Origin of the sequence: Rahnella victoriana (genome assembly GCF_021276285.1) — a bacterium.
Lineage (GTDB): Bacteria > Pseudomonadota > Gammaproteobacteria > Enterobacterales > Enterobacteriaceae > Rahnella > Rahnella victoriana.
Genome location: NZ_CP089920.1, coordinates 379,527 through 398,134, shown reverse-complemented (window position 1 = coordinate 398,134; position 18,608 = coordinate 379,527). Strand labels below are relative to the sequence as shown.

Below are 18,608 nucleotides of genomic sequence, written 5' to 3'. Positions count from 1 at the left end.
ACCCGAATCGGAGGGAAGCAGAGGAGGCTGTGACGTTATCTCTTTTACAGTAGGTCCTGCGTGGTTAGTGAGTGCTTACTGGGTGTGATCAGGAAATTATTCCACATTAGCCGTTTTGGCGGCTTTTCCACCTTACTGTTTAAAAGCTATAAGCCATATTTTTTCGTTGTTAGACAAGGCCGGATCGCAACCTTACTCTTCGTCATGTTTTGTAAATTCATTGCACACTTACTGATGAGGGATGTCACTTGGCTACGTTACTCACTTCTGCCTCCGGGCGGCTTACGCATCGCGCCCGTCGCGCGGTCTCTTTTAAGACAGCATTACTGGCCAGCGCCGTGATGTTTTCTGCACATACTTTTGCGGATGACGTGCTGAAAGAAGGCATCACACCTGCGACGGATGCCAGTCAGGTGCCTGCGGCAGCAAAATCACGAACGGATACCGTGATCGCCGGGATCTCCGAACCACAGGGTATTTTTAACCCTTACTTCTTTGTGAATGGCTGGGATGAAAACGTCACTAACGTGATTTTTGCCCGTCTGATCGACTGGGACAGCCAGGGAAAACTGGTGCCAGGACTGGCAGATAGCTGGACCGTCAGCCCGGACGGTAAAACCTATACCATCAAATTACGTTCTGGCCTGAAATTCAGTGACGGCTCACCGCTGACTGCTGAAGACGTCGCTTTTACCCTGACGGTGTTGTATGACCCGAAATACGATGGCGACACCGATATCACGCTGGCACACATTGCCGGTGGTGACGAATACAAACAGGGCAAAGCTGACAGCATAAGCGGCCTGAAAGTCATCGACCCGCTGACGTTGCAGGTTACCACCACACAACCGGGCGCCACCACGTTGCAGAAAATCGGCGGTCCGGTGCTGTCGAAAGCCTATTACGGCAAAGGCTATCAGCGCGGCAATCTGGATTATTTGCGTACGTTGCATGGCAAACCGCTGGGTAACGGCCCGTATGTCTACGACAAGTACATTCCGGGGCAGGAGATCCGCTTCCACGCCAATCCAAACTATTACCGTGGCGTGCCACCGACTCCGCGTTTTATCTATCGCGTGACCAATCCGTCGACCAACTTCCAGTTATTCCAGACCGGTGATACCGATTATGACGCCTTTACCTCGCGTCCGGACGATATCGAACAGCTGAAAATGCTCGGTTTTGCCAACATCAACCTGTACGGATCCAGCGATTACAGCAAGATTGAATTTAACGTCCGGCGTCCGGCTTTGCAGGATGTGAAAGTGCGTCAGGCGCTGATCTACGGTCTGGATCGCCAGAAGCTGATCGACGTGGTGTATCAGGGTTACGGCACTGTGGCGATTGAGCCGATCGTGCCGATCTCCTGGGCTTATAACACCGACGGCGTGAACCCGTACAAGTTTGATCCGGCGAAGGCCAATAAATTACTCGATGAAGCGGGCTGGAAAACGGGCGGAGACGGGATCCGTGTGAAAGACGGTAAACGTCTGGAACTGACGCTGCTGGTCAGCAAAAAAGTGCTCAACGACGCGCTGATCCCGATCGCCAAAGAAGACTACCAGAAAATCGGCGTGCTGCTGAAACCGCAGGTTGTGGACTTCAACGCGCTGATGTCGCAACGCAAAGCGGGGAACTACGATCTGGCGTCTTTCAGCACCAGTACGCTTAACGATCCGCATGATGGCGTATGGGATTACTACAGCACAGAGTCTGCGGAATCCGGCTACAACAATCCTGAAGTGGATAAGCTGATCAACGAAGGCAACGCCACGCTGGATATCGAAAAACGTAAGCCGATTTATCATGAGCTGTACAAAGTGCTGGCAAACGATCCACCGGTGATCCTGCTGGGTAACCGCAAAATTCTTTCGGCCAGCAGCGCCCGCGTGACCGGTTTTAAACCGGATATTTATAACGGCCTGACCGGCAGTCTGCCGGACGTCAAAATCGTAAAATAATCAGAAATCACGTTGCTGCCGGTCTCCACCGGCAGCTTCAATGAGAAAGTCATGAGAAATTTTATTCTGCGTCGTTTACTGCAAACCATCCCGATGTTGTTCCTCGCTTCATTGCTTATCTTCATGCTGTTTGCCAAAACGCCGGGCGATTTTATCGACGGCAATATCACGCTCACTGCACAGCGTGCCGCCGAACTGAAAGCTTTATACGGTCTGGATCAGCCGCTGCTGAGCCGTTATCTGCGCTGGCTGGGCAACCTGTTGCAGGGTGATCTGGGTTTTTCGCTGCAATATCAGATCCCGGTCAGTCAGTTGCTGAATCAGTACATCTGGAATTCCTTCCTGCTGGCGACCATTGCGATGGTGTTGTACTGGGGGATCGCACTGGCGGTGGGCATTGTCTCGGCGATGAAACCCTATTCCCTGTTCGATCATGTGGTCAGCGTGGTGATCTTCGCCGCCATGTCCTTTCCGACGTTTTTCCTGTGTCTGCTGCTGATCAAATGGTTTGCCGTGGATCTGCACTGGTTGCCGGTGGGCGGGATGACCAATACCGGCAGTGACGCGACCGGCTGGGCCTGGGTGATGCAGGTGGCCGCGCATCTGGTGTTGCCGGTGGTTGCGCTGGTGATGTTACAGGCGGGCAGCCTGACACGATATTTTCGCGCCAGCATGCTGGATGTGGTGCGCATGGATTTCATCCGTACCGCACGGGCGAAGGGCCTGCGGGAACGTACTGTCATCCTCAAACACGCGCTGCGAAATGCCTTGTTGCCGATTATCACGTTGCTGGGGTTTGAGTTGCCGGGGCTGTTCTCCGGGGCGCTGATCACCGAGAAAGTCTTTAACTGGCCGGGTGCGGGGCACATTCATATTGATTCGCTGGCGGCGCGTGATTACCCGGTTCTGATGGGGTTCACCCTGTTTCTGGCGGTATTAACCATTCTTGGCAACCTGATTGCTGATGTGTTGTATGCGTGGGCGGACCCGCGCATTCGGGTGAGGTCGTGATGTTTGGTTCTTTATTTTCAACCAACCGCCGGCTGCGCGAAGCGCAAATACCGGCGATGGCACATGTGACGCCGTCACCTTTACGGCAGGCATGGCATTCGTTACGCCAGAACCGGCTGGCGATGTTTTGCCTCATTTTGCTGCTGGTGATGGCGGTGTGGTGCATTGTCGGGCCGTTTTATTCGCCGTGGCGCGATGATGCCACCGATGCGCTGATGATCAACAAAGCGCCGAATGCGGAGCACTGGCTGGGGACCGACTTCCTCGGCCGTGATGTCTATACGCGGCTGCTGCTGGCGGGACGCATCTCACTGATTATCGGCATGCTGACCATGTTGTTGTCCGTGACGCTTGGCTATCTGATGGGTGCGGTGTCCGGCTATCTCGGGGGCATCACCGATAAAATCATTATGCGATTTGCCGATCTGGTGATGACCATTCCGAGCCTGCCGCTGCTGATCGTGATGGGGGCAATGTTGTCTGAACTGGATTTCTCACCGGACTCCCGGGTGTACATGGTGATCGTGATGCTCAGTCTGCTGGAGTGGCCGAAACTGGCGCGCCTGGTGCGCGGGCAGATCCTCTCCCTGCGCGAACGTGATTTTATGCTGGCGACCCGGGTTCTCGGGCTGTCCTCGCGGCGTCGCCTGTTCGGACATCTGCTGCCAAATACCGTGCCGATTCTGGTGGTCATGGCCACGATGGCGGTGGCGAACGCCATCCTCAGCGAATCCGCCCTCAGTTATCTCGGGCTGGGCGTGGTGCCACCGACCCCGTCATGGGGAAACATGATGGATGCCGCCAACAGCCTGATCGATTTCCAGCGCCGTCCGTGGTTATGGATGCCACCGGGCGTGGCGATTTTTATTACGGTGATTGCCATTAACGTGCTGGGCGATGGCCTGCGTGACGCGCTCGATCCCAAAATGAAACGGAGCAAAAAATGACGCAACCGTTGATCCGTTTTAATCAGCTTTCCCTTTCCTTCGCCAGCGATCAGGGCCGTGTCCGCGCCGTGCAGGATGTCACCTTTGACGTTCAGGCCGGGCAAACCGTCGGGGTTGTCGGCGAATCTGGCTGTGGCAAAAGTGTCACGGCAATGTCGCTGATGGGATTATTACCCCCGCAGGCCGCCCGTATCGATGGCGGTGAAATCCTGTTTCAGGGACGTGACCTGCTTAAACTGCGCCCATCCCGGATGGCGGATTTGCGCGGTAACCAGCTGGCGATGATTTTTCAGGAGCCGATGACGGCGCTCAATCCGGTGCTGACCATTGGCGAACAGCTGGTCGAGCCGCTGATCCGCCACCGCGGTGAATCCGCGAAAGCCGCGTGGTCGCATGCGACGCAGATGATCACGGAAGTCGGGCTGGCGCGCGCAGACAGCCTGATGACCAGTTATCCGCACCAGCTTTCCGGCGGAATGTTGCAGCGCATCATGATCGCGATGGCGCTGAGCTGTAAGCCGCAGTTACTGATTGCGGACGAGCCGACCACCGCACTGGATGTCACCGTGCAGGCGCAAATCTTGCGTTTACTGCGCGATCAGGCGCAGCAACATCATATGGCGCTGATGCTGATCACCCATGATTTGGGGGTGATCGCACAGATGGCGGACCACGTGGTGGTGATGTACGCCGGTAAGATTGTCGAGCAGGGTGCGACAGCGGAAGTGCTGCGCAACCCGCTGCATCCTTATACTCAGGGGCTTATCGCCTCCAGACCGACCCCCGGAGAACGCCGTCGCCGCTTATATTCCATCCCCGGTCAGGTACCGGATCTGGCCGCGCTGCCGCCGTACTGTGCGTTTACCGAACGTTGTGCCCGCGCCACCGACCGGTGCCGTCAGGGGATCCCGCCGCTGGAAGGGCAATACCGACAGGCGGCGTGTTTTTACAGCGGACTGAGTCCGGCGGGTGAGATCAATGACAGGGAGTTACAGCCATGAACGCTGACTATCTGATTGAAGTGGACGGCCTGAAAAAGTATTTCCCGATCCGCGACGGCGTGTTCGGACAGGAAACCGGACAACTGCGTGCCGTGGATGGCGTCAGTTTTAACATCCGCAAAGGCACCATATTCGGGCTGGTGGGCGAATCCGGCAGCGGGAAAACCACCGTCGGGCGCACGCTGCTGGGGCTGTATGACAAAACGGCGGGCAGGGTGATGTTTCGCGGTGAAGACCTGCATGGCCTGAAGCCGAAACAACTGAAAGCATTGCGTCCGAAAATCCAGCTGGTGTTTCAGGATCCGTACAGTTCGCTGAACCCGCGTATCCGCATTGGCGATGCCATCGGCGAAGCGATGCTGGAACACAAGCTGTGTACGCGGGCGCAGCTCCACGGCAAAGTGACGGAAGTAATGAAGATCTGCGGCCTGTCGCCGCTGCATTACAACCGCTTTCCCCATGAGTTTTCCGGCGGACAGCGCCAGCGTATCGGCATTGCCCGTGCGCTGATCCTGCAACCAGATTTTATTATTGCGGACGAACCGATTTCCGCGCTGGATGTGTCGATCCAGGCGCAAATCATCAATTTGTTCTCGGATTTACGTGACGATCATGGCGTGACATTTCTGTTTATCTCGCACGATCTCGGCGTGGTGGAGCATCTTTGTGATGACGTGGCGGTGATGTATCTCGGCCAGTTAGTGGAAACGGCCAGCCGCGATGCGTTATTCCAACGGCCCCTGCATCCGTATACGCAGGCGCTGCTGGCGGCGGTACCCACGCTGGATCCTGACAGTGAACCGGTGGCGATGGTCAGCGGGGAAATCCCGGATCCGTCAAAACCGCCTGCCGGATGCCGGTTCCACACCCGTTGTCCTCAGGCCACGGCGCGCTGTCGGGCGGAAATCCCGTTACTGCGTGATATTGAACCCGGGCACCGCGTCGCCTGTCATCTGGTTTAACCCCTCACCGCCGGATTCAGTCTTCCAGGATCCGGCGGGCTTCCATCTGCATTTTCTGCCCGACGCTTTTGGTCACGTCGATCACTTTCTGCGTGGCCGGAGATAAAAACGCACCTTCCAGCCAGGTGATCCCGACGCGCCGTTCCATCACTAACTGATCGTTATCGATACGGACCAGCCGCGAGATAAACTCCTCTTCGACCAGAATGTTCTCGGATAAAAAGCTCAGTAATCCGCTTTTGGCGATCAGCCCCGGCACAGACGCCAGCGAGCTGATTTCGACTTTGACGTCGGGCGCCGGACAGTGATTCTCATAGAACATCTTGTCCAGCCACTTGCGCATCGACACGGTTTTTGCCGGTAAAATCCAGCCGTAACGGCTGAGTTCGCGCAGGCTGGCCGGTTTGCCCGCCAGCGGATGATCGCTCGACGCGGCAACAATCACCCGGTCGGCGGTCACCGGCAACTGCACCACCGGGCTGTCGTAATTCACCAGCGGCCCGATGATCACATCGATGGCATGGCGCTCCAGCAGGGCGAACAGCACGTCATTCATGCCGATCTGGATTTCCAGTTTCATGTTCGGCACCTGCGATTGCAGCATTTTGCAGATTTCAGGCAGTAAGAACTGCGTCGCAGAACCTGAGACGCCCACGCGAACGATCCCGCCCGCGCCGCTGCTCAGTTCATTCATGATTTCGCCGATTTCAAGATAGGCACTTTGCAGCGACAGACCGCGCTGATAAAGCACGCGTCCCGCTTCGGTCAGCTCAAGCCCGCGACCTGCCCGTTTGAACAGTTTGATGTTCAGTTCTTTCTCAAGACGGGTGATAGATTTCGAAAGTGCAGGCTGAGTTATATTTAAATTTTGTGACGCAAGTCTCAAATTCATCATCTGCGCAGCGGTGACGAAATAGTCTAAGTCTCTGTTATTTAACATTGATTCCTGAAATTCATCGATTAGGTAATAAAATATAGTAGAAGGCATGAAAGGCAGGGTCAATAATCTCGCGATCTTCACGGTGGCCCGGGCGTCATCGCGAAGACAACGCCAGCGAATTCACCTGTTTTAAGTAAAATAAGAAACTAAGTGCATCTATGAAAATTGTTAATTTCACCATCAATAAAGACCAGACCAAAAGCTTCGGCATCTTTCAGGCAGAGGGCATCATCGATGTCGGATACCATGCGGGATGCCGTGACATTAACGAATTCATGGCACGCCATTCGCTTGAGGAACTGCACCGCTATGTCGGGCTTCCGGCGGATCTTCAACTGAACGACATCACTTTCCTGCCGGTGATTGACCGTCCGGGGAAAATTTTCGGTGTGGGCATGAACTACGCGGAAAAACGTAAAGAATTCAATGAAACCAGCGATGCGCCGACATTGTTTGTTCGCTTCGCGGATTCCCAGGTGGGCCACAATGGCACCATTATCAAACCGGCCTCTTCTGAGCAGTTTGATTATGAAGGCGAACTGGCGATTGTGATTGGTCGTACAGGCCGCAATATTTCAGCCGACGATGCGCTGGATTATGTCGCCGGTTACAGCTGCTATATGGATGGCTCGGTGCGCGACTGGCAGCATAAATGGTATACCGCCGGTAAGAACTGGCCTTCCACCGGCGCGTTTGGCCCGTGGATGGTGACGCCGGATGAAGTGGGTGACCCGCAAAATCTGAGCATCAAAACCTGGCTGAACGACCGTCTGGTGCAGGACGATACGACCGCCAGCATGATCCACACTATTCCGCAGATGATCGCTTACATCAGCACCTTTACCCAGCTTTCGCCGGGCGACGTGATCATGACCGGCTCACCGGGCGGCGTCGGTAAAACCCGCGTACCGCCATTGTTCCTGCATGAGAATGACAAGATTGAAGTGGAAATCGAAAATATCGGGCGGCTGACCAACCTTATTCAGAACGCACCGCTGTCTGAGATAACACATTCCAGAACAGCGGCCTGATCCCTTAACGAACCGCATCCACCAAAGGCACCGTTTCTCCGGTGCCTTTATTTTTAACGACCATCAGATAGGTCAGGGTGAATGACAGCCCGAGCGACAGTATCACGCCCATCACAATGTAGATGAAATACGGACCGATGTAGGCGGGCAGGCTGAAAATGCTCGACAGAATATAGCCATACAAGCGCACTCCAAAGAAGGCGATAAATGCCGAGGCCACGGAGCTGCTGAGGGTGGTGGCAATAAACGCTTTTTTGTAGCGCGTCAGTACGCCGAACAGCGCCGGTTCGGTGATCCCCAGCAAGCCGGAAATTGCCGCAGACAACACCACAGATTTCTGTTCGCGGGTTTTAACGTGGAAGTAAATCGCAAAGGTCGAACCGGCAATCGCCATGTTGGCCATAAACATCATCGGCATCAGCATATCCCAGCCCTGATCGGTGAAGTTCTGCAACGCAATCGGCGTCATCGCATGATGCATACCGGTAAGGATCGCCACCGGGCGGATCGCGCCGACAATAAATCCGGCAAAGACCGATGACACGTCGAACAATCCCTGAATGCCGAACGCCAGCAACTTACCGAGATAAATTCCTGCCGGACCGATCAGCGTCAGCGACACCAGCGCCGCAATAAACAAGGTCAGCGTGGGGGTAAACACCGTTTTCAGCACATCCGGCATGATTTTATCCACCCAGCGGTGGATGTAACTCAGCGCCAGCACGGAGAAAATCACCGGGATCACGCTGGCCGAATAGTTGAAGACAGACACCGGCAGTACATCCATAAAATACAGCGCGGTGGGCGCTCCGGCGGTATGACTGGCGAGTGCTTTCGCGGCGTCCATCAGCGTCGGGTACATCAGGCAGGCGGCGACAGCAGCGGCCAGATACTCATTGGTTTTGAAGATCCTCGCTGCGGATACCGCGAGGAAAAACGGCAGGAAGTAAAACACGCCGCTGGCGATCAAATCGATGATCATTACCGTTTCGCTTTTCGACGAAATCACCTTTAAGGCAATTAATCCGGCCAGCAAGCCTTTGATCATCCCCGCGCCGGCAATGGCTGGAACGATCGGGCCGAACACGCCGGAGACGGTATCCATGAACATCGATACCAGGCTTTTTCGTCCTTTTGTGGAAACATTTCCTGTTGCTGTTTCTGAAACACCGGACACCGGATCAAGCTGCGACACGATCGCCTCGTACCAGACATTCACTTTCGGGCCGATGATGATCTGCACCTGTCCACTCTGGCTTTGCGCACCGAGAACGCCGGGCAGATTTTTAATCTCATCCCAGGCCACTTTATTTTCATCGCGCAAATCGAAACGCAGACGGGTCATGCAATGCCAGACTTTATTAATATTCTCCGCACCACCCACCAGTTTTATCACTGATTGCATTATTTCTGTATTCACCCTGAACCCCGCGACGACCCGTTAATTATTCATTGTCAGATGGAAGGGGAGTGTAATGACGCCCATTTTTAAAAACAAACCAATAAAATAGGAGCTGCGTCACAAATCTTCACTGACAGGCCGTGTTTAAAGGCGTGAAGGTTAAATTGGTCTGTTTTTTATGAAGAATACGACCTGCTTTTAAACCAAAATAAAGTCATGAAATTAAGGTTTACAAGCAGGATAAAAATACGGTGAAATAACCGCAATACGAATATTCCCGCCGTCTTTTTTTGAAAAGGCATCACGGTTTTTATTAAGGATGAATATGCAGCCTGCGCTGATTACCAATATCGAATGCCAGATAACCCGCCCCGATCGCCATAATTTAGTGGTGGTCAGAATTGAAACCGATCGTGGTGTTTTTGGCCTGGGCTGCGCGACGTTCCAGCAGCGCCCGCTGGCGGTCAAACTGATGGTCGATGAATATCTCAAACCGCTGTTAACGGGGCGCGATGCGAATCACATTGAAGATCTCTGGCAACTGATGATGGTAAACGCCTACTGGCGTAACGGGCCGGTGATCAATAACGCGATTGCGGGCATCGATATGGCGTTGTGGGATATTAAAGGCAAGCTGGCGAATATGCCGCTGTATCATTTGTTTGGCGGTAAATCGAAGGATGCGGTCACCGCCTACAGCCATGCGGCGGGCGAAACGCTGGAAGATCTTTATGGCGAAGTGGAGCGTTTGCTGGCCGAAGGTTACCGCCATATCCGCTGCCAGCTGGGTTTTTATGGCGGCAATGCGCGTGATTTTCACAGTACCCGCGAACCGACGGCGGGGGCGTATTACGATCAGGACCAGTACATCGACAACACGCTGGCGATGTTCAAAGCGCTGCGTGAAAAATACGGCCATCAGTTCCATATCTTGCACGACGTTCACGAACGGTTATTCCCGCAGCAGGCGGTACAGTTTGCCAAAGCCGTCGAACAATACCGGCCCTATTTTATTGAAGATATTCTGCCGCCGGATCAGAACGAATGGCTGGCGCAGATCCGCAGTCAGACCGCCGTGCCGCTGGCGACCGGCGAACTCTTCAATAATCCGGCGGAATGGAAAGATCTGATTATCAACCGTCGGATCGACTTTATCCGCTGCCACGTTTCGCAAATCGGTGGCATCACCCCGGCGCTGAAACTGGCGCATTTCTGCCAGAGTTTCGGTGTACGTCTCGCGTGGCACTGCCCGCCGGACATGACGCCGATTGGTGCGGCAGTGAACACGCACCTGAATATTCATCTGCACAATGCGGCGATCCAGGAGTTCGTGGCATATCCCGCCAATACGCAGCAGGTCTTTCCGGGCGCACAGGCACCGGAGAACGGCTATTTTTATCCGGGAGAAGAAGCGGGGATCGGTGTGGGCTTTAACAGCCAGGCCGCCGCAGAATTTCCGGTGGTGTACCGGCCGCACGAATGGACGCAAAGCCGCCTGCCCGACGGCGTGATCCACACGCCTTAAGTCTGGCGAAAGGCCAGATTGTCCTGATTAAACGGGATGACGTAGGTGCAGGAATAATCGATATCGATGATGTCGCTGAACGCATAAACCTTGCCGCCCTGCAAAATGCCTCTGTTGGTAATGTGCATGGCGGCAATGCCTTTTTTACACCCCAGAATTTGTGCCTGTTCCTTGCTGACCGTTACCGCCTGATAACGGGTGAGGGAGTGCGAAATCACATAGCCTTTGCTCAGCACATATTGCTGGATCGAATGCTCGATGGTTTTCTGGCTCAGATCGCCAAACTCCCGTGCCGGCATGCGGGAATATTCAATCTGGACATTGCGCTGGCTGATGCGCCGCAGGCGGGTGAACGCCCAGATAAAATCATCCCCGCTCAGATCGAAAACCTGTTGTTCTTCTTTGTCCGGCCGCCGCTTGTGCAGTTCCAGCATACGGAAGCTGATCTCCGCGAATTTCTTTTCGGTGATTGAGTTGTACACCAGCGGATTGCTGCTCACGCCGGGATTAATGTAAATCCCCGATCCCTGCACGATACGCACCGCGCCGATGCTCACCATTTTTTCCAGCGCCTTGCGCACGGTAAAGCGTGACACGCCATATTCTTCTGCCAGCTGGCGTTCCGGTGACAGCTTTTCCGGCAAGGATCCGCTGTTCTGATAAATCTTGCTCAGTAAATCCTGAGCGATAAATTCGCTTTTTTTCATTGAACTTTGATTTTTGTTATTCCGATCTCAGTTTATAGCGCATTCTTCATCGCGGTTCCAGCCACACGGCAAGGGGAAAAATAATCTGGAATAATGGCAATATAAGGGTACACCCTGGCAATGGGAATACTATTATCCTTTATTTACATCACGGTATTACGGTATTGATGAAAAAGGGAATAATTACATCTGTTTGAAATATAGTGACATTTAAAGCAAATAAGACACTGACGCATTTCAGCTTGTCAATCTATATGGCCAAATCAGATGCCGGTTTAAATACGCAGGAAATTTGAGGAACAGCGATTTCGAACCCACGCTTGTCATGGCAAAAAATTAAGACGTCGGAAAGAAATTTTGCCGGGTGATTAAGTCTCAATCTCTGATTGCACAACCTCATGAGGTATTATTAGCATGAAAGCGATGACTTCTGTTAATTCAAAGAATGAACAAGCTGCATTATATTTGCTGGAACAAACGATGGGTCATGCCTGGCAGGCTGCACTTCGTGTGGCCGCTGAATTAGGCGTGGCAGATAATCTGGCGGAGGGTCCCAAAACCACGCAGACGCTCGCCAGAGAGCTGGATGTCGACGCACAACAATTACAACGTGTTATGCGGCTGCTGACGACAAAGGATATTTTTCTCGAACTCGACGACGGCAGGTTCGCCCTGAATCCGCCTTCTGAATTTTTGCGTACGTCTTCCCCGCACTCGCTTCGTCCGGCCGTCCTGATGATTACCGACGAAACATTCTGGCGGCCCTTAGGCAATCTGATTGAAAGCGTCAGGGGGCGCTCCGCTTTTAAAGAAATCTACGGTTGTACCTTTTTCGAATACTGGTCAACGTCGCATGCTCAGGATTACGATTTTCATTCCGGTATGTCTTCTATGTCTGAAATTGAAAACAAGGTGCTGGTGCACAACTATGACTTTCCGGAAAACGTCACCCTGGTGGATGTGGCGGGCGGAATGGGCGGGTTGCTGTTGCAGGTATTACAGGCCAACCCGACGCTCCACGGTATTCTCTTTGATCAGCCGCATGTACTGGAACGGCACCGCCTTCAGGAACTGGGGGACGACACCCGCTGGGAAATCAAACCCGGCAGCTTCTTCGAATCCTGCCCGGCGGCGGATATCTATCTGCTGAAATACATTATGCACGACTGGTCAGATGAGAAGGCGACCCTTATTCTGAGCAATTGCCGCAAAGCGATGTTGCCGGGTGGCAGGGTGTTGATCATGGATCCGGTCATTGCAAAAGGGAACGCGCGTCATTTTGGTAAAGAGATGGATATTTTACTGATGGCAAGTTTTGACGGGGGCAGGGAGCGCACGGAAGAAGAGTTGAAACAGCTGATCGCCGGTGCCGGTCTGAAACTCAACCGCATCATTGAAACGGGCAGTTATGTTTCTATTGTTGAGGCGGTCGCCGACTGATTTTTTAAACGTTTTACCGGCTTATAGCCGCTATAAGAATGGGGAGTCAGTGATGACTGCCCATTTTTTACAGCCTGTAAACTGTATTGTTCGTTAACAGCTTACAGGCTGTATTTTACTTTTACAGCTTTTAGGGTGTAAAGTGCTGAATACAGCCTATAATCTGTATAAGACCCACGATACAAGAGCCAAAACAATGAAGACAGTCTATCCATTGAAGACACTTAATCAGCTCCGTCCGTTCCTGGTGGGATTTCGTAAGGAAAAAGGTCTGACACAAAAGGACGTGTCAGAAAAACTGGGCGTGACCCAGCAGACGTATGCCCGGCTGGAGGCAAACCCTGCCGCTGCCAGCCTTGACCGGCTGTTTCGGGTATTCAATGTGTTAGGTATTGAGATGGTATTTTCTTCACAATCCGATCCTGAAAAGCCTTCTATGGAGGAAATTAAGCAGGATTATTTAAGTACGCCCGCCAGAAAGGAACAATGGTGATGATATGCGTCGTGCGCAGCAGCGTTTAGCAATATGGATGAACGGTATTCCGGTGGGATACTGGGATAAGCAAAAAGGTGAGGATCGTTTACAGTACTTGCCCTCCTGGAGGGAGGATCAACAAGGGCGACCTTTGTCGCTTTCCCTGCCGTTTACGCCGGGTAATCAGGTACACCGTGGCAATGTGGTTCGTGATTATTTTGATAATTTATTGCCCGACAGCGAAGGGATCCGCAGGCGTTTGGCCGCACGTTATCATGCTGAGAGCCTCGAGCCTTTTGATTTGCTCACAGAGTTAGGGCGGGACTGCGTCGGTGCAATCCAGTTGCTGAATGTCGGGGATCAACCTGCTGGGATATTCACTATTCGCCAGCGCCTGCTTTCAGAACCGGAGATCGCCGGTATGCTGCGCAACACGGCGGGGATGTTGCCGGGCCAGAACAATCAGGACGAAGATTTGCGATTGTCTATCGCCGGTGCACAGGAAAAAACCGCGCTATTATGGCACAACGGGCAATGGTGTTTGCCGGAAGGCAATACGCCAACCACGCATATTTTTAAATTGCCGCTGGGTCTGGTGGGAAATATGCAGGCAGATATGAGTACGTCCGTTGAAAACGAATGGATATGTTCATTGATAATTGAGCAGTTTGGTCTGGCGGTGGCTAAAGCTCAGGTTGCGCAATTTGAGGATCAGAAAGCGCTGATCGTCGAACGTTTTGACCGAAAGCTTTCTTCAGACGGTGGATGGTGGATCCGTCTGCCGCAGGAAGATATGTGTCAGGCGATGGGCGTATCACCTTTGCGGAAATATCAGTCCGATGGCGGCCCTGGGATCACGGACATCATGGAAATATTGAGCCGGTCTGAGCAGGCGCAGCAGGATCAGTCTCAGTTTTTCAAAGCGCAGATTATTTTCTGGTTGATGGCCGCCACTGATGGTCATGCTAAAAATTTCAGCCTCGCGCATCTTCCGCAAAATCGTTATTGCATGACGCCGCTGTACGATATTTTGTCAGCATGGCCGGTCATCGGCCATGGAAACAATAAGATTGCGTGGCAAAAATGTAAGCTGGCGATGGCCGTCCGTGGCAGCAGTAATTATTACCTGATCAGCAAGATCCAGCGCAGACATTGGATTAAGCAGGGCGAGCAGAGCGGGTTAGGTAAACGGCAAATAGAAACCATGATCGATGAGATCATTGCGCTCGTACCGGTCGTTATTGAAAATGTTGCAAGGCAGCTCCCTGCTTCGTTTCCTCCTGAACTGGCAGACGCTATTTTTACCGGGATGGAACAGCAACGGGTGCGGCTGCAAGCACAGGCTTAACCTGTAAGTACTCCTCCAACAAAAAAGCCCGCCGGTCTGCACCGGCGGGCTTTTCATTTACTGCTAAATCTTACTTCTCGTCAGGCAGTGCGTAGGCAATCACGTAGTCGCCGCGTTCTGCGGACTGACGTGCGCCACCGGCGCTGATGATGATGTACTGTTTACCGGTTTTCGGTGAAACGTAGGTCATCGGGCCAGACTGGCTGCCGACCGGCAGACGGGATTTCCAGATTTCTTTACCGGTTGCGGTATCGAACGCACGCAGATAGAAATCCTGCGTACCGGCGAAGAACAGCAGGCCGGATTGCGTTGACAGGCTCGCGCCCAGTGTTGGCATACCGACTTCCATTGGCATGCGCATTTTGATGCCCAGCGGACCGGTGTCTTTCACCGTTCCGACCGGCACCTGCCAGACGATTTTACCGGTTTTCAGGTTAACCGCAGACATGGTACCGAACGGGGGTTTCTGGCACGGAATGCCCAGCGGAGACAGGAAACGCTCGCGGACTGCGCCGTACGGCGTACCGTCCATCGGCACCATCCCCATCTCGATACCGCTTGCGCCGGTCGGAACCTGTGCACGCGGCACCATGTAGTTCGCCAGACCCAGACGCATATCATTCACGAACATGATGGCGTTGTTCGGGTCAACCGAGACGCTGCCCCAGTTCATGCCGCCCAGAGAACCCGGGAATTGCAGGGAACGATCCAGACCCGGAGGCGTGTAAACGCCTTGGTGACGCATACCTTTAAACTCGATGCGGCACAGCAGCTGATCCATTGGTGTCGCGCCCCACATATCAGACTCTTTCAGCGTCTGGTTGCCGATGTTTGGCATACCGACAGAGAAAGGCTGCGTTTTGGAGTAGCGTTCACCAGGGACGTTACCCTGCGGTACTTCACGGTTTTCGACTTTCGCGACCGGCTGGCCGGTTTCGCGGTTCAGCATGAAGATCATGCCTTGTTTGGAGGTCTGCACCAGAACCGGCGTGCTGCCACCTTTACCGTCCGGCAGGTCATACAGCAGCGGCTGAGACGGCAGGTCGAAGTCCCACAGGTCGTGATGCGTGGTCTGGAAGGTCCAGCGGACTTTACCAGTGGCCACGTCTACCGCAACAACAGAAGAACTGTATTTGTCATCCAGCTCGGTACGTGTGCCGCCGAAGAAGTCCGGCGTCGCGTTACCGGTTGGCATGTAAATCAGACCCAGTTTTGGATCGTATGACATTGCCGACCAGACGTTTGGCGTACCACGGGTGTAGGTCTGACCTTCCGGTGGCAGTTTGGTGATGTTCGGGTTACCCGGATCCCAGGCCCACATCAGTTCGCCGGTGTGCACGTCAAATGCACGTACCACACCCGGAGGTTCGCCGGTGGAGAAGTTATCCGCTACGCGACCGCCAACGACAACCACGTTACCCGCGACCAGCGGGGTAGAGGTTTGCTGGTAGTAGCCAGGTTTCACTTCGCCCATGCCGACTTTCAGATCAACCACGCCGTTGTCACCGAAATCAGCACAAGGCTTGCCGGTGTCAGCGTTGATGGCGATCAGACGCGCATCGATGGTTGGCAGGAACAGACGACGTTCGCAGGTGCCGCTGACGGTACCGCCGGTCGCAGCAGGCGTTTGCGGAGCATTAGTGGCTGGCGCGGCAGCTTCTGAGGCTGCGTTCGGGCTTGCCGGCTCAGCAGCAGGTACGGCGGCAGGTTGTGCCGCGGGTGCCTGTGGCGCGGCGCTGTTCTCGTAATAGCCCAGACCACGGCAACGCTGCCAGTTAGGCGCGGTGGAGTTGGAATCGTAAGACCACAGCTTTTTGCCGTCATCAACGTTCAGGGCGATCACTTTGCTGTATGCGGTACACACAAACAGCTTGTCACCGATTTGCAGCGGGGTGTTCTGATCTTCAGCGCCGGAGCCGTTGCTCTGCGGGATATCGCCGGTATGGGCAGTCCACGCAACCTGAAGTTTATCCACGTTGGATTTGTTGATCTGATCCAGTGCAGCAAAACGGTCGCCTGCGGTGGTGTTACCCCAGTTTTCCCAGTTCTTCTGCTCAGCACCTTTGTCTACCGGTTTCACCGGCACCTGATCGTTGTCGGCGCTGATGATTGGCGTTGGCACGAAGGTGTTACCGAAAGCAGCAATCAGCGCGACAGCCAGGACAGCCGCCAGCGAGAAGCTTGGCCCTTTACGCGCCACCAGACCTGCACGTGCTTTCAGCAGCGGATAAGCCAAAGCGACCAGAAACGCCAGCACGCCGAAGGTGAACAGGCGGGAGAACAGCGGCCAGAACGTGAAGCCTGCGTCCCAGACAGCCCAGATAACAGAAAGCACAAAGGCCACGGCATACAGCCAGGCACCTGAAGGCTTACCTTTGAAAATTAAAACGGCGGAAACGATGAGCGCCAGACCCATCAGCAGGAAGTAAACACTTCCTCCCAATGTCGCCAGATACGCGCCACCGATACCGAGTGTCAGACCGATGACGACCATCAGCGCACTCAGCAGCCAGAGGAGCCAGGTCCACTTGCTATTTGTTGTTGGCATGATTTATCTCACTGCATAGTTGTAGAGAACTGTTGATGAAAAGCTGGTAACACTTAATGACCACCCGTTATTAAATGAACCAAATAGAACAATTTCGCGCAAATAGTAATACTTCTCATCGAGGTTGTGAATGTGTAACGAAGAGTTTGAAATTAGGTAAATTATTATAGATTAGATTAATCTTTATGCAGGAAATTTTTATGCGTTGATTTTAAAGAATAAAATAAAGTGTGTTATTCAATATATTAATGATTTTTAGATTATATATACGTTTTTTATCTAACAAGTCGCACTTAACATCCACGCCTTTTTTTGCATAAAAGCAGGAATGTCACATTTTGGACTCACTGGTACGATTTGCGCGAACCTGACGGGGCGTTTTACAGATAGCCTTCGATTAATGTCTTCATTTCACGGGTGATATGTTCCACCAGACGGCTTTTGGGGATCTGCGGCGGGAAGACGGCGAGATAGGCAATACTTATGTCTGGCGTAAAAGGTTTGAGCACGATGTCGCTTTTGTGGCTGCGTGCGGTGATGAAATCGACCACGCCGATCCCCAGATTATTGCCCGCCATCACACAGCAATTGTGCAGCGAGGTTTCGATCGGGTTATTCATATAAAGGTCGAGACGGCTCATCACCTGGTCGAGTTGTTCACGCAGCGGCGTTTTGCGTCCGGGAATAATCGGCCGGTAACGTGTCAGATCCATCGCCGTGACCACGTCCTGTTTTGCCAGCGGATGGCGCGGCGACATCACGGCAACCGCTTTTGCCCGTGCCAGCATTTCCGCTTCCAGACCTTTCACATCCGGCTTGCCGAAAATGAACCCAACGTCGTACTGATTGCCGGTCACCACATCGGTGATATGCGTCGTGCTTTCGATGTCCAGAAACAGCGAGATATCGCCAATACTCTCAATCAGCGGCGGGAGAATATGCTCGACGCACAGCGCCGATAACGCCGCTACCGAGCCAATGCGCAATACGCTGCCTTTGGAATGACGGATTTCGTCGGCGATATGTGAAATATGTTCAAGTCCGAGATACAAACGCTCGACTTCGCGGTACAACTTGATGGCATCATCACGCGGGATCAGCCCGCGTCCGTCACGGTCAAACAGCTTCAGATCGACGGCATATTCGAAGTCACGGATCAGCCGGCTGACCGCGGGCTGCGTGATGTTCATCATATTTGCCGCTGCGGTGATACTGCCGGTGAGGATCACCTTATGAAAGGCTTCGACCTGTCTTGGATTAATTTTCATAATATATCCTCAAAATCCATAACATTTGTTTATGGATGTAAC

15 protein-coding genes are annotated in these 18,608 nt (G+C 53.4%); 10 read left to right on the top strand and 5 right to left on the bottom strand.

Annotation, left to right across the window (positions count from 1 at the left end):
* Window positions 1-341: 341 nt before the first annotated feature.
* From J9880_RS23175 to J9880_RS23155, 5 genes are read left to right on the top strand one after another with little or no spacing between them, the layout of a single operon-like run.
* A complete protein-coding gene (locus tag J9880_RS23175; RefSeq protein WP_232770916.1) occupies window positions 342-1,961 on the top strand; it encodes an ABC transporter substrate-binding protein in 1,620 nt (539 codons plus the stop codon).
* Between the two features lie 51 nt (window positions 1,962-2,012).
* A complete protein-coding gene (locus J9880_RS23170) occupies window positions 2,013-2,972 on the top strand; it encodes an ABC transporter permease (RefSeq protein WP_095925833.1) in 960 nt (319 codons plus the stop codon).
* Window positions 2,972-3,919 (top strand): oligopeptide ABC transporter permease, encoded by a 948-nt coding sequence (gene opp4C / locus J9880_RS23165; RefSeq protein WP_232770516.1) that lies wholly within the window; start codon window positions 2,972-2,974, stop codon window positions 3,917-3,919. The genes J9880_RS23170 and opp4C overlap by 1 nt, the downstream gene beginning before the upstream one ends.
* Window positions 3,916-4,920, top strand: coding sequence for an ABC transporter ATP-binding protein (locus J9880_RS23160; RefSeq protein WP_232770515.1), 1,005 nt, complete (start codon window positions 3,916-3,918; stop codon window positions 4,918-4,920). Before opp4C ends, J9880_RS23160 begins: the two co-directional genes overlap by 4 nt.
* Window positions 4,917-5,882, top strand: coding sequence for an ABC transporter ATP-binding protein (locus J9880_RS23155; protein ID WP_095925416.1), 966 nt, complete (start codon window positions 4,917-4,919; stop codon window positions 5,880-5,882). The genes J9880_RS23160 and J9880_RS23155 overlap by 4 nt, the downstream gene beginning before the upstream one ends.
* Window positions 5,883-5,898: 16 nt before the next feature.
* On the opposite strand, the gene J9880_RS23150 is transcribed toward J9880_RS23155, so the two are convergent.
* Complete coding sequence (locus tag J9880_RS23150) at window positions 5,899-6,822, bottom strand: LysR family transcriptional regulator (protein WP_133822402.1); 924 nt, start codon at window positions 6,820-6,822, stop codon at window positions 5,899-5,901.
* A gap of 158 nt (window positions 6,823-6,980) precedes the next feature.
* Between J9880_RS23150 and J9880_RS23145 the strand changes: the two genes are divergently transcribed.
* Window positions 6,981-7,853 carry a fumarylacetoacetate hydrolase family protein gene (locus J9880_RS23145; protein WP_095925414.1) on the top strand — a complete coding sequence of 291 codons (873 nt, stop codon included), beginning with the start codon at window positions 6,981-6,983 and terminating at the stop codon, window positions 7,851-7,853.
* A gap of 4 nt (window positions 7,854-7,857) precedes the next feature.
* Here J9880_RS23145 and J9880_RS23140 read toward each other — a convergent pair whose 3' ends face one another.
* Window positions 7,858-9,258 carry a PTS transporter subunit EIIC gene (locus J9880_RS23140; RefSeq protein WP_232770514.1) on the bottom strand — a complete coding sequence of 467 codons (1,401 nt, stop codon included), beginning with the start codon at window positions 9,256-9,258 and terminating at the stop codon, window positions 7,858-7,860.
* 322 nt (window positions 9,259-9,580) lie between these two features.
* On the opposite strand from J9880_RS23140, the gene J9880_RS23135 reads away from it, so the two are divergent.
* A complete protein-coding gene (locus J9880_RS23135; RefSeq protein ID WP_119825746.1) occupies window positions 9,581-10,780 on the top strand; it encodes an enolase C-terminal domain-like protein in 1,200 nt (399 codons plus the stop codon).
* On the opposite strand, the gene J9880_RS23130 is transcribed toward J9880_RS23135, so the two are convergent.
* Complete coding sequence (locus J9880_RS23130) at window positions 10,777-11,487, bottom strand: GntR family transcriptional regulator (protein WP_232770513.1); 711 nt, start codon at window positions 11,485-11,487, stop codon at window positions 10,777-10,779. The genes J9880_RS23135 and J9880_RS23130 overlap by 4 nt on opposite strands.
* A 414-nt stretch (window positions 11,488-11,901) precedes the next feature.
* Between J9880_RS23130 and J9880_RS23125 the strand changes: the two genes are divergently transcribed.
* The 3 genes from J9880_RS23125 (at window position 11,902) to J9880_RS23115 (ending at window position 14,750) form a co-directional block, all read left to right on the top strand.
* Window positions 11,902-12,927, top strand: a complete 1,026-nt coding sequence (locus J9880_RS23125; RefSeq protein WP_456300345.1) for a methyltransferase — start codon at window positions 11,902-11,904, stop codon at window positions 12,925-12,927.
* A gap of 196 nt (window positions 12,928-13,123) precedes the next feature.
* Window positions 13,124-13,420, top strand: a complete 297-nt coding sequence (locus J9880_RS23120) for a helix-turn-helix domain-containing protein (protein WP_119827398.1) — start codon at window positions 13,124-13,126, stop codon at window positions 13,418-13,420.
* Between the two features lie 4 nt (window positions 13,421-13,424).
* Window positions 13,425-14,750, top strand: a complete 1,326-nt coding sequence (locus J9880_RS23115) for a type II toxin-antitoxin system HipA family toxin (RefSeq protein ID WP_232770512.1) — start codon at window positions 13,425-13,427, stop codon at window positions 14,748-14,750.
* 70 nt (window positions 14,751-14,820) lie between these two features.
* On the opposite strand, the gene J9880_RS23110 is transcribed toward J9880_RS23115, so the two are convergent.
* Both J9880_RS23110 and J9880_RS23105 read right to left on the bottom strand, forming a co-directional pair.
* Window positions 14,821-17,298, bottom strand: a complete 2,478-nt coding sequence (locus tag J9880_RS23110) for a membrane-bound PQQ-dependent dehydrogenase, glucose/quinate/shikimate family (RefSeq protein ID WP_131694352.1) — start codon at window positions 17,296-17,298, stop codon at window positions 14,821-14,823.
* 380 nt (window positions 17,299-17,678) lie between these two features.
* The gene (locus J9880_RS23105) at window positions 17,679-18,566 is read right to left on the bottom strand and encodes a LysR family transcriptional regulator (RefSeq protein WP_232770511.1); all 888 of its coding nucleotides are present in this window, start codon (window positions 18,564-18,566) and stop codon (window positions 17,679-17,681) included.
* Window positions 18,567-18,608: the final 42 nt, after the last annotated feature.

Coding starts and splice junctions, on each gene's coding strand:
- J9880_RS23175 (WP_232770916.1), top strand. CDS start 342: ATGTTTTCTGCACATACTTTTGCGGATGACGTGCTGAAAGAAGGCATC.
- J9880_RS23170 (WP_095925833.1), top strand. CDS start 2,013: ATGAGAAATTTTATTCTGCGTCGTTTACTGCAAACCATCCCGATGTTG.
- opp4C (WP_232770516.1), top strand. CDS start 2,972: ATGTTTGGTTCTTTATTTTCAACCAACCGCCGGCTGCGCGAAGCGCAA.
- J9880_RS23160 (WP_232770515.1), top strand. CDS start 3,916: ATGACGCAACCGTTGATCCGTTTTAATCAGCTTTCCCTTTCCTTCGCC.
- J9880_RS23155 (WP_095925416.1), top strand. CDS start 4,917: ATGAACGCTGACTATCTGATTGAAGTGGACGGCCTGAAAAAGTATTTC.
- J9880_RS23150 (WP_133822402.1), bottom strand. CDS start 6,822: ATGTTAAATAACAGAGACTTAGACTATTTCGTCACCGCTGCGCAGATG.
- J9880_RS23145 (WP_095925414.1), top strand. CDS start 6,981: ATGAAAATTGTTAATTTCACCATCAATAAAGACCAGACCAAAAGCTTC.
- J9880_RS23140 (WP_232770514.1), bottom strand. CDS start 9,258: ATGCAATCAGTGATAAAACTGGTGGGTGGTGCGGAGAATATTAATAAA.
- J9880_RS23135 (WP_119825746.1), top strand. CDS start 9,581: ATGCAGCCTGCGCTGATTACCAATATCGAATGCCAGATAACCCGCCCC.
- J9880_RS23130 (WP_232770513.1), bottom strand. CDS start 11,487: ATGAAAAAAAGCGAATTTATCGCTCAGGATTTACTGAGCAAGATTTAT.
- J9880_RS23125 (WP_456300345.1), top strand. CDS start 11,902: ATGAAAGCGATGACTTCTGTTAATTCAAAGAATGAACAAGCTGCATTA.
- J9880_RS23120 (WP_119827398.1), top strand. CDS start 13,124: ATGAAGACAGTCTATCCATTGAAGACACTTAATCAGCTCCGTCCGTTC.
- J9880_RS23115 (WP_232770512.1), top strand. CDS start 13,425: ATGCGTCGTGCGCAGCAGCGTTTAGCAATATGGATGAACGGTATTCCG.
- J9880_RS23110 (WP_131694352.1), bottom strand. CDS start 17,298: ATGCCAACAACAAATAGCAAGTGGACCTGGCTCCTCTGGCTGCTGAGT.
- J9880_RS23105 (WP_232770511.1), bottom strand. CDS start 18,566: ATGAAAATTAATCCAAGACAGGTCGAAGCCTTTCATAAGGTGATCCTC.